Consider the following 13,121-nt stretch of genomic DNA (forward strand, 5'->3'; position numbering starts at 1 on the left):
GGTCAACCGATCCGATACCAGATTGCGCGGTTGGCGAAGAGGTCGGCGGCGGCGATGCTGCCGTCGGCGAAGCGGATCGTCGCCTCCGGCACTGCCGTGCCGCGGACGAGGGCCGCGACCGTCAGCACCGTGCCGCCGGTGCTGCGGGTGAAGGCGAGAATGCGGTCGCTGCCGTCGACCGCGACCGGCTGGTAATCGCCGTCCGCGAACACGGCAGGATGCGCCCGGCGCAGCGCGAGCAGGTCGGCAATCAGGCGGAACTTGGCGGGCGCGTCGTCGTCGTCGAACAGGGCTGCGCGTGCGGGGTAATCGACGGCACGGCGGTTGTCGGGATCGACGAGGCTGAGGTCGGCGAGTTCGGTGCCCTGATACAAGTCGGGCACGCCGGGGGCAGTGTAGCGGAGCAGCGTCTGGACCAATGTGTTCGCTTCCGCCGCAGGCGCAATCTCGGCGACGAAGGCGGTGACCTCCGCGACGAACCGCGGGTCGGACAGATAGCTGTCGACCAGCGCCGCGGCGGCGGCTTCATAGGCTTCGTCCGGCGCTTCCCATGACGAGCGCAACTTGCCTTCGCGCAACGCCTTTTGCTGCCATGCCTTGAGGCGGTCGGCGAAATCGTCGGACGGGCCGGCGTCGGGCCAGGCGCCGACGATGGTCTGGAGCAGCATGTAGCGGTCGCCGCCGTCGACGTCGTGGTTCCACGCGAAGGACATCGCCTCCCACGCCTCGACGCGGTTGCGCCATGCGTCGGGGATCGTGCTGAGGACCGCGAGCCGGGCGCGGACGTCCTCCCCGCGCTTGTGGTCGTGGGTGGCGGTGGTCAGCATCGCGCGCGGCACGTCGCGCACACGATCGGCCATCAGCGCATGGAATTCGTCGATGCCGATACCGAGAACGTTGGCGTCGAAGCCGACGTCGTTGCGCGAGAGCAGCCGGCCGGAGCGGTAGAAAGCGGTGTCCTCGACCGACTTGGCGGCGATCGGTGCGGACAGCTGCTGGAAGCGGCGGACGGCGTCGGCGGCATCGCCCGGCGTTCCGTCCGGCCCCTCGCCCGCCAGCCAGCCGAGGATGCGATCGACGACATGCGCCTCGCCGGGCGGGATCAGCCACGACACGCGCTCGCGCACCAGCCCGCGAATCTGCGCATCCTGCGCCGCGTCGGCGTCGCCGGTGCCATAGGTGCGATAGACCGGGAAGACCCACAGCAGCCGTTCGATCGCGCGGCGGAGCATCGCCGCGGTGACGGCCTCGTCGGTGTTGAGCGCGACGAACGCGGCGACGCAGGCGTCGAGCTGGCCGGCGAACTGCCACGCCAGCAGGTCCTGCCTTGCCTCGAACTCTTCCGCCTCGAAGCCTTGGTAGCGGCCGCTGACGTCCTGCCACAATTCCTCGAGCGGCAGCGCGCCGAGCGGGTCGTGGATCAGCAGCGCCGCCTGCTCCATGAAGTCATAGCCGCTGGTGCCGTCGACGCCCCAGCCGACCGGCTGGCCTTCGCCCGCGCCGAGGATCTTCTCGATCACGATCCACGCATCGGGGCCGAGGCGTTCGCGCAGGGTGCGGCAATAGCCGATCGGGTCGGTCAGGCCGTCGACATGGTCGACGCGGACGCCCTGGATCAGCCCTTCCTCGTACAGCCGGACATACAGCGCGTGCGTCGCCTCGAACACCGCCGGATCCTCGATGCGGATGCCGGCGAGGTCGTTGACGGTGAAGAAGCGGCGCCAGTTGAGTTCGTCGTTGGCGACGCGCCAGCTGGCGAGGCGGTAATGCTGCCGGTCGAGCACGGTGGCGAGGTCGCCGTCGCGACCGTCGGCACGGAGCGGGAAGCGATGCTCGCCATAGGCGACGACCTCGTCGCCCTCGATCGCGAGGTCGCCGTTGGCGAGCGCGGCGGGAAGGGTGTCGCCGAGCACCGGCAGGACGAGGCGGCGCGACCAGTCGATGTCGAAGAAGCAGGCGTAGGCGCTGTCCTGCCCCTTCGCCAGCACGTCGTTCCACCAGGCGTTGCCGCCGCCGGCGACGCCCATATGGTTGGGGACGATGTCGATGACGACGCCCATGCCGCGGGCGTGGAGCGCGGCGACGAGGCTGCGAAACCCCTCTTCGCCACCGAGTTCGGGGTTGATCCGCGTCGGGTCGATCACGTCATAGCCGTGCGTCGATCCCGCCGCGGCGACGGTGATCGGCGAGGCGTAGAGGTGGCTGATGCCGAGCCGGTCGAGATACGGCACCTGCGCCTCCGCATCGGCGAAGGTGAAGCCCTTGTGGAATTGCATACGATAGGTCGCGCGCGGGATGGTCTGGATCGTCATGCGGGGGTCTTTGCTGAAAGAAGGGCGGTGCGGCGTGCGACCTCGGGCCGGGCGAGCAGGCCGGCGGTGGTATCAGGCATGCGGCGGCGCCAGTTGGGGTGTTCGTCGGTGGTGCCGGGCAGGTTGGGCTGTTCCTCGATCCCGACCAGATCCTCGAGCGGCACGATGGTGATCGGGCAGGGTGCCTGCGCGGTGAAGGCGATGGCCGCATCCACCGCGGGGGCGGTATCGTGCGGGACGGGACCGGTGGCGACGCCGGCCGCCGCGCACGCGGTCCACAGCGCCTTCTTCTCGCCGATGCGGCGCAGGCGGTCGGCGGGTTCGTCGTTCCCCGACCGCTTCAGTTTGTGGTTCCAGGTGATGTCGCGCCCGGTCCACCAGCCTGCCAGCGTCGCGGTGTCGTGCGTGCCGGTCATCGCGACGGCCTGCGCGTCCCAGCCGGACGACGGCGTGAAGCCGCTGGCATCGCGCTCGAAGGGGAGGACGCGCATGCCGAGCATGCCCTTTGCCGCCATCGTGTCGCGGAAGCCGGGTGGCACGGTGCCGAGGTCCTCGCCGATCACGATCGCATTCGCCCGGTGCGATTCGAGCGCGAGGATGCGGAGCAGGTCGTCGAACGGCATCGCCAGATAGGCGCCGTCGCTGGCCCTGCCGCCGTCGGGGATTACCCACAGCCGCTTGAGGCCGAGCGCGTGATCGATCCGCAAGCCCCCGGCATGGCAGAGCGCGGCGCGGACAGTGCGGATGAACGCGTCGAACCCGGTGCGGCGCAGCGCGAACGGCGACAGCGCGGTGATCCCCCAATTCTGCCCCTGCGGCCCGAGCGGATCGGGCGGCGCGCCGATCGACAGGCCGGTGAGCAGGTCGCCGCGACGGCTCCACGCATGGCTGCCGCCCGCGTCCATGCCGACGGCGAGGTCGGCGATCAGGCCGATCCGCATGCCTGCGTCGCGCGCGGCGGCCTGCGCACGGGCGAGGCTGGTCTCGGCAAGCCATTGGAGGAAAGCGTAGAAATCGACGTCCCGCGTATGGTCGGCGACGAAGCGGTCGACCTGCGGGCCGGCGGGGTCGTGGAACGCATCCGGCCAGTCCTGCCAGCCGTGCGTGCCGAAATGCGCGTGGAGCGCATCGTAGCGGGCGTGTTCGTTCCAGTCCTGCCGCCGGGCGCGCTCTGCGGTAAAGCGGGTGAGCAGGCCGGCGGGGGCGGTGTCGAACGCGTGGCGGAGATGCGCGAGCCGCGCCGGAAGGGCGTGCTGCCAGTCGATCAGGGCGTCGCCGTCCTGTGCCGGGGGCGGCGCGCCGGCGAGGGAGGGGGCGGTGAGCAGGGCGTGGTGGAAGAGGCGGCTCGACGGGGCATAGGGGCTGAAGCGGTCGGCGTCGGTCGGGAACAGCGCGTGGGTCGGGCTGATCGCGAGCGCGTCCGCGCCGGCCTGCGCAAAGGCGCGGGCGGCTTCGGCGAGCGTGCCGAGGTCGCCATAGGGGGTGGCGGTGCCGCCGCGAAGGGCGGGAATCTGCACCGCAGGTCCCCAGCTGTGGCCGGGCGGCGGCGCGACGCACCGGGGTGGCGCGACGGCGAGGGTGATCGCGGCGTCGCCGGTTTCGAGGCGGTGGTAGCCGGGGATGGCGATCGCGGGGATCGTGCCGTCTGCGGCAATGGTGACGGCGGTGCGCATGCCGTCTTCGAGGATCAGCGTCGCATGGCCGGGCGTCGCGGCGGTGGCGACCGGTTTGCCGGTATCGGCAGTGACGAAGGAGATACCGTCGGTGCGCGTGTCGAGCGTGTCGAGGATCGCGCGGAGGGTGTCGTCGGCGACCGTGTGCCGGTTGCCGTCGGCGTCCTCCCACTCGATCTGGAGACCGGCGGCGGCGGCGTCGCTGGCGAGGTCGGTCATCGGCGTTGCGCCTGGCTATGCGGTTTCGCAGAGGCGCGGGCGGCGGCGTGTGCCGTGCGTGTCCGCCGCGCAGCGAAGAAGGTCTGTTCACGCGGAGACGCGGAGACGCGGAGAGAAGAGGAGGGCTTCGATGGCCGCGTATCCCCTCCGCGTCTCTGCGTCTCCGCGTGAATCAACCTTCTGGAAGGGCTGCCGCCAGCCCCCGTCGCAGCGCCGTCGCGCCTCATCGTGCGATCCACGCCGCGAAGCGTTCGCCTTCGGCGTGGAGCAATTCGCCCTCACCCTGCGGCAGGGGCGCGGGATCATAGGACAGGTCCAGCGCGATCGTCAGGATGCTGCCGTCGCCGAGCCGCCAGCGGGCGGTGACGGCGGCGTCGCCAGTGGCGTCTGCACCGAGCGACGTTGCGCCTGACAGGTGCGGGACGATCGCGGACTGGCGCAGCGCGATGAGATCGCGGATCAGGTCGCGCCAGCCGGTCGCATCCGGGCCCGGCTCCGGACGGGAGCGATCGAACGTCTCCACCGCATTGGGATCGGGGATGCGTTCGCGGGCCGCCGGATCGGCGAAGGTGTCGAACTTGGCGAATTCCTTGCGGCGGCCTTCGCGCACCGCATCTGCCAGTTCGTCGTGGAAATCGGTGAAGAACAGGAACGGCGTCTCGCTGCCCTGTTCGTCGCCCATGAACAGCAGCGGGATCTGCGGGCCGAGTAGCAGCAGCGCGGTCGCCGCGCGCAGGCGGGCGGTGTCGGTGAGCAGGGTCAGCCGCTCGCCCAGGGCGCGGTTGCCGACCTGATCGTGGTTCTGGAGGAACGACACGAAGCGCGTCGGCGACAGGTGCGCGCTGGGACGTCCCCGCGGTTTGCCGTCATGGTTGGGCGAGCCCTCGCCCTGATAGATGAACCCCTCCGACAGGCAGCGGGCGAGGCGATCCGCGGGCCGGTCGGCGAAGTCGGCATAATAAGCGTTCGTCTCGCCGGTCAGCAGGACATGGAGGACGTTGTGGAAATCGTCGTTCCACTGCGCGTCATAGCCGCCCGTCCGCAGACGATCCGCGTCATTCTCCTCGTTCTCGAGGACGAGGTGGATGTGGCGATCGGGAAAGGCCGCCCGGATCTCGGTGGCCATCGCGTCGAGGAAACCGGGGTTGGCGATCGCGTGGACCGCGTCGAAGCGCAGCCCGTCGATGCGATAGTCGCCGAGCCACATCAGCGCATTGTCGACGAAGAAGCGATGGACCGCCTCGCGTTCCACCGCGACTGCGCCGCCCCATGGCGTATCGACCCCCGCATCAAAGAAGTCGGACGCATAGGCGCCGAGGTAATTTCCGTCGGGACCGAAATGATTGTAGACCACGTCGAGGAACACCGACACGCCGAACGCATGCGCCTCGTCGACCAGCGCCCTAAGGTCGGCGGGGGCGCCATAGGCTTCGGCCGGGGCATAGGGCAGGACGCCGTCATAGCCCCAGTTGCGCGTTCCCCCGAACGCGCCGACCGGCATCAGTTCGATCGCGGTGAAGCCCAGCGCGGCGAGCGTCGGGATCTGGTCCATCACGCCGCGGAACCCCCCGAGCACGCCGGGGTGCAGCTCGATCAGCACCGTTTCCTCCCACGGCCGGCCGCGCCAGTCGGCGGTGGTCCAGGGGTAAGCAGGATCGATCACGAGGCTCCAGCCATGGACGCCGCCCGATTGCGCGCGGCTTGCCGGATCGGGCACGGCGAGGTCGCCGCAGCGGAAGCGATAGCGCGTGCCGGCGAGGGCGGCGGTGGTGGCGACGAACCAGCCGTCCGCCTCCATATCCATCGCGACCGCGTCGCCGCCGTCGACCTCCAGCGTCACCGCATCGCGATCGGGAGCCCAGAGTGCAAAGCGGGTGCGGCCGTCGTCGAGCGGTTCGGCTCCCCAGCGCCGGCTCACGCCGCCGGCTCCTCGACGCCGGCGGTCCAGGTCAGCAGCACCGCACCCTGCGGCGACACCTCGTAGCTGTCCTCGATCGCGATCTCGCCCTGATCGGGTCGGGCGCTGTCGATCAGCACCGTCCGCTGGCTGTGCGGCGGCGGCAGGTAAAAGGTGACCGGATCCTCCGACCCGTTGACGAGCAGCGACACCGCCTCGATCTCGCCCGCGTCGGTGCGCGTCGCGCGCCGCATCATCAGCGCGCGGCCTTCGGGGTTCTGCCAGTCCTCCGGCGACAATTGCTCGCCGCGTTCGTCCCACCATTCGATGTCGTTGATGCCGTGGCCAGGCGAATCCTGCCCGTAGAGGAAGGTGGCGGCGCGCAGCACCGGATAGCGGCGCCGCAGGTCGGCGAGGCGGGCGACATAGTCGATCTGGGTCTGCCCCTCCGGCGTCGCCGCCGCCGTCCAGTCGAGCCAGCTGATCTCATTGTCCTGGCAATAGGCGTTGTTGTTGCCCTGCTGCGTCCGGCCGAATTCGTCGCCCGCGACCAGCATCGGCGTGCCGAGCGAGGCGAGCAGGGTGGTCAGCATCGAACGTTGCACGCGGCCGCGCGCGTCGTTGATCGCGGGATCGTCGGTCGGTCCCTCGACCCCCCAGTTGCGCGAATGGTTGTTGTCGTGACCGTCGCGATTGTCCTCGCCGTTCGCCTCGTTGTGGCGCTCCTCGTACATCACCGTATCGGCAAGCGTGAAGCCGTCATGCGCGGAGATCAGGTTGACGCTCGCCCACGGCCGCCGCGCGCGGCGATCGAACAGGTCGCCCGAGCCCGACAGGCGTGCCGCGAGATCGCCACGCTGCCCCGGCTCACCGCGCCAGAACTGGCGGACGGTGTCGCGATATTTGTCGTTCCACTCGGCGAAACCGGGCGGGAAATTGCCGAGCTGATAGCCGCCCGGCCCGACGTCCCACGGTTCCGCCATCAGCTTGAGCCGGCCGAGGACCGGATCCTGCCGCACCACGTCGAAGAAGGCCGCGCCGGGATCGAAGCCATCGTCCTCGCGCCCGAGTGTCAGGCCGAGGTCGAAGCGGAAGCCGTCGATGCCGAAGCTCGTCGCCCAGTAGCGCAGCGAATCGGCGACCATCTGGACGACGCGGGCGTTGCTGAGGTTGAGCGTGTTGCCGGTGCCGGTGTCGTTGATCGAATAGCGGGGCTGGTCCTTGACGAGGCGATAGTAGCTCGCATTGTCGAGCCCGCGCCATGACAGCGTCGGGCCCTTTTCCGACCCTTCGCAGGTGTGGTTGTAGACGACGTCGAGGATTACCTCGATCCCCGCCTTGTGCAGGCGGTGGACGGCGCGACGCAGTTCGTCCTGGCTGTCGGTGGACATATAGGCCTGTTCGGGTGCGAAGAAGCCGAGCGTGTTATAGCCCCAATAGTTCTTCAGCCCCTTTTCCTGCAGGAACCGGTCCTGCGTGAAGCTGTGGATCGGCAGCAGTTCGAGGGCGGTGACGCCGATCCGCTTCAGATGCGCGATCACCGCCGGGTGGCCGAGCCCGGCATAGGTACCGCGCTCGCGCGGCGGCACCAGCTCCATCAGCTTGGTCAGGCCCTTGACGTGCGCCTCGTAGACGACCGTTTCGGACCAGCGGGTGTTGGGCCGCGTGTCGCGCGACCAGTCCCAATGGTCGTCCACAACGACCGCCTTGGGCATGGCGGGCGCGCTATCGCGCTTGTCGAACGACAGATCCTCGCGCGCATGGCCGACCTTGTAGCCGTGCAGCGCGTCGGTCCATTTGATCTGGCCGTGCAGCTTGCGGGCATAGGGGTCGAGCAGCAACTTGTTGGGGTTGAAGCGGTGGCCGTTCTCCGGCTCGTAGCGGCCGTGCGCACGATAGCCGTAGAGCAGGCCGGGGGCGGCGTCGGGCAGGTAGCCGTGCCACACCTCGTCGGTGCATTCGGGCAGGCGGATGCGCTGCGTCTCGCGCTTGCCGGATGGATCGAACAGGCACAGGTCGATCGCGTCGGCATTGGCCGAGAAGACCGCGAAATTGACGCCCATCCCGTCGAACGTGGCGCCGAGCGGATAGGGCGAGCCCGGCTCGAGCCGGTCGGGCAATGCGTGCACGTCAGGGACCCCCAAGTTGGTTTTGCCGCGCATGAACGCAGGTGCAGCATGGAAGGTCCCGATGCGGAACGGACGGTATCAAAGAACCGCAACGCGCCGGAGGCCTGACCTCCGGCGGTGCGATCGTCAGCGCTTGGCAAAGGGGTCGAGGCCAGCGGCGCGCCATTCCGCCAACCGCTTGCAGGTCCGAACCGGGATGCGGCTGCCGGTGACGTTATCGACAAGGCATACGCGGGGATTGCTGGTCGCATCGGCTGCCTTGGGGGCGGGTTGCGGCGTCGCCGTTTCAGTAGCGGCAGGGACACCGGAGGCAAGGACGGCGGCGGCAATAATGGTGATGAGCATGACGTGTCTCCCGGACAGAGCAGCCTCAATCGGTTGCACGTGTATCACTGCATTATGCATGCCAGACACCTTCTTCCGGGTGAGCCCGTTGATCGAAGCATGAATCGGGTCGGGGTTTCGCCATGATCTGGCGCGATCCGCCGATTATCAGCGCGCCGGTTTGCTCGGGAAGCGCGAACCCATCGCGCAGAATCGCCAGGGGGTGTCGATCGCACGGGTGATGCCGATGCGGGGGCCGGCGTGGATCGGGGGTGCGGCAGGCGCAGGATGAATCGCGAACGGGGCGCGGTCGAGCGGCGCGTGGTCGAGCGTGCGGTCGATGGCCAGCGCCTGGCAGAGCCGGCCTGGTCCCGCGCAGAGCAGGCGCGGATCGGCGAGGCCGCGTCTGGCGATCATCGTGGCGAGCCCGTGGGTGGGTTCGATCGCACGGATCAGCACCGCGTTGCCCGGGCGGCAGACGATGTTGAAGCACCAGTGGATGCCGTAGCTGCGATAGACATAGGCGTGGCCCGCCGGCCCGAACATCGCGGCGTTGCGCGGCGTCGGACCGCGAACGCTGTGCGAGGCGGGGTCGTCGGGCGCATAGGCCTCGGTTTCGACGACGATGCCGCCGATGCCGTCGACCAGCAGCGTCGCACCGATCAAGTCGCGGGCGACGGCGACGACGTCGCGATCGAAGTAGCGGGCGGGCAGCATGACAGGTCTACCGGCGCGCGCCGCGATGGTTCCCGCGGTTCAGCCGTTCCAGCCGTGATCGCCGGCCCAGGCGGCGAACAGGTCGATCCACGGCACCGGGCGACCGTCGCGATGCGCCGCGGGCGGGCCATGGCCGCCACGTTCGAAGATCATCAATTCGCTCGGCACCTTTGCCGCCTGCAACGCCTGCCACATCAGGATCGCGTTGCGCGGCGGCACGACCGGATCGTCGGCATTGGTCGCGACGAAGGTCGGCGGCATGGCGGGGGGCAGGTCGACCTCGGCCGAATAGCGCCGCTGCCATTCGGGATCGGCGGCATGCGCGCCGAGCAGTTCGCGCCGCGACTGCGCATGGACGCCATCGTCGCCCATCGTCACCACCGGAAAGAACAGGCCGGCGACATCGGGTCGCGCCGACAGCCGGTCGACGGCGTCGACCGGATCGTAGACGCGGGTCGCTGCCCGCGCGGCGAGGCGGGCGGCGACATGACCGCCGGCGGAAAAGCCGGCGACGGCGACACGGGCCGGGTCGATCGGCCATCTGTTGCCCGCGCCGGCGCGGATCACACGCATCGCGCGCTGCGCATCCTGCAGGGCGACGTCGGGCCCCGCAGCCCAGCCGTCGTGCGGCAGGCGATAGAGCATCTCGAACGCGGTCACCCCGCGCGCGGCGAAGTCGCGGGCGATGCCGCCGCCGGTCCGCCCGACCGCGACGCGGGCATAGCCGCCGCCCGGGCAGATCAGCACCGCGGCGCCATTGGGCTTCGCGGGGCGCACGACGGTGAGCATCGGCGTCGCGACATGCGGCCAGGCGATGTCGTCCGCGCCGCCGGTGGGCGACCGCTTCACCCATTGGTCGGCGATCGCACGTCCCTCGCCGCCCGGCGCCGCGCCCGGCCATAGCGGAAAGCGCACGGCCGGGGTCTGCGCATGGGCAGGGAGCGGCAGCAGCGCGGCGAGCCCGCCGGCGATCAGGGTACGGCGATCGGCCATCTCAATTCCCGTCGGGTCGGGTCGCGTCGCGGGTGACGCTGGGGGCGAGGCGGAACGTCGCCGGATCGGGCGGGCGCCGCGCGTCGAACGGCGAGAGGCCGGGCCGCAGATGCGCACCGGCCGGCAGCGCGGCGAGGCCCTGCGCGATGCTGCGCGCCAGCACCCAGGCGCCGTAATTGTCGTGGTGCGTCGCGTCCTTGCCGCCGTCGTTGAACGCCAGCGGCGCGCGTGCCGGCCCCAGCGCTTCGTAGAAGGCGATGCTCGCGGCGTTCAGGTCGATCACCGGCACCGTCTCGGATGCACCGACCGCCTTCACCGCCGCGGCATAGTCGGCGAGCGTCGGCTTGATCCGGTCGCCTTCCCACGTCCGTCGTTCGGGCGAGGTGACCAGGATCGGCGTCACCCCACGGCGGCGGAATTCGGCGATCCAGGTGCGCAGATAGTCGCGATAGGTGGTCGCCGCGTCGGCATAGGTCTGCGGCCATTGGGTCTTCTGGTCGTTGTGGCCGAACTGGATCAGCGCGACATCGCCCGGCTTCACCGATTCGAGCACCTTGGCGAAGCGCAGTTCGGCGATGAAGGATTTCAGCGTCTCGCCCGATTCGGCGTGATTGGCGACGGCGATGTCGGGTTTGAGAAAGACGGGCAGCATCTGCCCCCAACTCGCCGCGGGTTCGGCGGGCTGGTCGGTGACGGTCGAATCGCCGAGCAGGAACAGCGTCGGCACCGAAACCGGCTCGATCGCGATGGCCGTAGGCGCATCGCCGAGCAGCTCCAGCGTCAGCCGGTCGTCCCAGTTGAGCGAGCCGCGCTCGCGCGGCTTGAGCAGTACGTGGTCGCCGCCGGGGGCGTTGGCGGGCGGCGGCGCGAGTGCGGCGTCGCGGACGTTGACGATGAAGCTGCGCGTGACGCTGCGGCCCGCCGGAACGGTGACGGCGTCGAGCATCAGTCGGCGCGATTCGGCCTTGATCGTGCTCGTCGTCGCGGCATCGCGGCGGCCGAGCGTCACGGTGACGCGGTAATTGCCCGGCGCCGCCGCGACCGAGAACAGGGCGCGGCTGCCGAGTTCGTAACCGTAGCCGTCCGCATAACGACGATCGGCGGGGACGGTGGTGCTGCCCTTCGCTGCCGTACCGGCGAGGGTGAAGCGTTGTGCCTTGGCCAGGGTCGCCCCCGCCTGTGCGCCTCCCCCCGCCTGTGCGCCTGCCGTTGCCGGGGAAGCGAGCAGCAGCGCAGCCGTCAGCATCAGTCGCACGACGGGCCGCCTGCGGGGGTCGTCCGGGTCAGCGCCGGGACATGCGGTGTCACCTGCCTCGCGATCGGCAGGCGCGTCGCCTTCAGCCCGACCGCGACCAGATCGGCGACCCGGCGCGCGCCCAACTCACTGAAATGCGTGTCGTCGGCGACGCCCTTGGGATAGCCGGGCGCGCCCGCCACGCCATCGTAATGCAGATAATAGGCCTTGGCCGCCTCCGGCCCCGCCGCCTGGACCATCGCCTGCGACGCCTTGCCGAGGTCGATCAGCGGCGTCCGCGTCGCCTTCGCGACCTCGCGTGCCGCATCGGCATAGGTCGGGAAGCTCGGCTGTTCGACGCCATCCTTGAAATCGCGCCGCGCCACCGGGGTCAGGATCACCGCCTTCGCCCCCGCCGCCTTGGCGACGTCAAGCATGCGGCGCAAATTGACCTTATACTGGTCGATCGTAGTGTAGCGTTCGGGCTTGTCGATGCTGGCGTCGTTGTGGCCGAACTGGATCAACAGCGTATCGCCCTTGCGCAGGTCGGCGGCGATCCGGTCGAGCCGCCCTTCGCGGATGAAGCTGTTGGTACTGCGTCCGCCGATCGCGCGATTCTCCACCGTCACGCCCGGCACCGCGCAGCGCAGCATCGTGCCCCAGCCAGACTGGGGATAGCGATCCGCCTTGTAATCCTGCGCGGTGGAATCGCTGGCGATGAAGATTCGTGGCGGGGTCGGCGCCGCCGCGCCGGTCAGCAGGACGATCATCGCCGCGGCCAGGATGCTGGTCTTCATGCCACTCTCCACATGATATCTTGTTGTCCCGCATCATGCGGCGGCGTGTCGTCGAGCGCAACTGCCAATATGTGAGATACGAAGTGATTATTCGGGAAAGGCTTGGCAGCCTGTTCCGGCCGACCTAAGCAGGCGCAGGCGTCGACAGAGCGCAACGACGGAAGGCGGACTGGATGCGGAGACGGATGGCGATCCCGGTGATGATGCTGGCGCTGACCGCGGCGGCGCCCCGGCCGCAACCGCTGGCGGATTGGCGGATCGAGGCGGAATCGCCCGATGCCCGCGTCAGCGCACGCGATGGCGTCATCGACATCGACACGCCGAAGGGGCTGACGCTGTGGTGGCGACGCCCGATTGCCGCACCGGTCACGATCCGTTTCGAGGCGATGGCGGTCGCGGCCGGGGGCGTCAACGACGCGGTCAGCGATCTCAACGCCTTCTGGATGGCCAGCGATGCGGATGGCGGATCGGTGCTGGCGCATCCGCGCAGCGGCGCCTTCGCCGCCTATGACGACCTCAGGACCTATTATGTCGGCATCGGCGGCAACCGCAACACGACCACCCGTTTCCGCCGCTACATAGGCCAGCCCGGCAACCGCCCGCTGCTGCCCGAACACGATCTCGGCGCGCCGGCGGAGATGCTGCGCCCCAACGTCTGGACGCGCATCAGTCTGATCGCCGACGGCCGCACCGTCGCGGTCGAGCGCGACGGACGGCGCGTGTTCACCTTGTCCGATCCGCAACCCTATGCGCGCGGCCATTGGGGGCTGCGCACCACCTGGAGTCACTTGCGGATCCGCCGCGTGGCGGTGACGCGGTCGTGATG

The 13,121-nt window shown here is 69.7% G+C and carries 10 protein-coding genes; 1 reads left to right on the forward strand and 9 read right to left on the reverse strand.

Annotation, left to right across the window (positions count from 1 at the left end):
- Positions 1-2: 2 nt before the first annotated feature.
- The 9 genes from treY to AC1RTO_RS09230 form a co-directional block, all read right to left on the reverse strand.
- Complete coding sequence (gene treY, locus AC1RTO_RS09190; protein WP_493160568.1) at positions 3-2,312, reverse strand: malto-oligosyltrehalose synthase; 2,310 nt, start codon at positions 2,310-2,312, stop codon at positions 3-5.
- Positions 2,309-4,204, reverse strand: coding sequence for a 4-alpha-glucanotransferase (gene malQ, locus AC1RTO_RS09195; protein ID WP_493160569.1), 1,896 nt, complete (start codon positions 4,202-4,204; stop codon positions 2,309-2,311). The genes treY and malQ overlap by 4 nt, the downstream gene beginning before the upstream one ends.
- A 223-nt stretch (positions 4,205-4,427) precedes the next feature.
- The gene (gene treZ, locus AC1RTO_RS09200; RefSeq protein ID WP_493160570.1) at positions 4,428-6,122 is read right to left on the reverse strand and encodes a malto-oligosyltrehalose trehalohydrolase; all 1,695 of its coding nucleotides are present in this window, start codon (positions 6,120-6,122) and stop codon (positions 4,428-4,430) included.
- A complete protein-coding gene (gene glgX, locus AC1RTO_RS09205; protein ID WP_493160571.1) occupies positions 6,119-8,230 on the reverse strand; it encodes a glycogen debranching protein GlgX in 2,112 nt (703 codons plus the stop codon). The genes treZ and glgX overlap by 4 nt, the downstream gene beginning before the upstream one ends.
- Positions 8,231-8,356: 126 nt before the next feature.
- Positions 8,357-8,575 carry a hypothetical protein gene (locus tag AC1RTO_RS09210; protein WP_493160572.1) on the reverse strand — a complete coding sequence of 73 codons (219 nt, stop codon included), beginning with the start codon at positions 8,573-8,575 and terminating at the stop codon, positions 8,357-8,359.
- Positions 8,576-8,722: 147 nt separating this feature from the next.
- Complete coding sequence (locus AC1RTO_RS09215) at positions 8,723-9,271, reverse strand: DNA-3-methyladenine glycosylase (RefSeq protein ID WP_493160573.1); 549 nt, start codon at positions 9,269-9,271, stop codon at positions 8,723-8,725.
- A gap of 39 nt (positions 9,272-9,310) precedes the next feature.
- Complete coding sequence (locus tag AC1RTO_RS09220; protein ID WP_493160574.1) at positions 9,311-10,264, reverse strand: alpha/beta hydrolase; 954 nt, start codon at positions 10,262-10,264, stop codon at positions 9,311-9,313.
- 1 nt (position 10,265) lies between these two features.
- The gene (locus AC1RTO_RS09225) at positions 10,266-11,510 is read right to left on the reverse strand and encodes a rhamnogalacturonan acetylesterase (protein WP_493160575.1); all 1,245 of its coding nucleotides are present in this window, start codon (positions 11,508-11,510) and stop codon (positions 10,266-10,268) included.
- Positions 11,510-12,295: a rhamnogalacturonan acetylesterase gene (locus tag AC1RTO_RS09230; RefSeq protein ID WP_493160576.1), complete on the reverse strand. Its 786-nt coding sequence runs from the start codon at positions 12,293-12,295 to the stop codon at positions 11,510-11,512. Before AC1RTO_RS09230 ends, AC1RTO_RS09225 begins: the two co-directional genes overlap by 1 nt.
- Positions 12,296-12,468: 173 nt before the next feature.
- On the opposite strand from AC1RTO_RS09230, the gene AC1RTO_RS09235 reads away from it, so the two are divergent.
- On the forward strand, positions 12,469-13,119 hold the full coding sequence (locus AC1RTO_RS09235; protein ID WP_493160577.1) for a DUF6250 domain-containing protein: 651 nt from the start codon (positions 12,469-12,471) through the stop codon (positions 13,117-13,119).
- The last annotated feature ends 2 nt before the right edge of the window (positions 13,120-13,121 follow it).

Source organism: Sphingomonas sp. GW821-FHT10F09 (genome assembly GCF_058809195.1).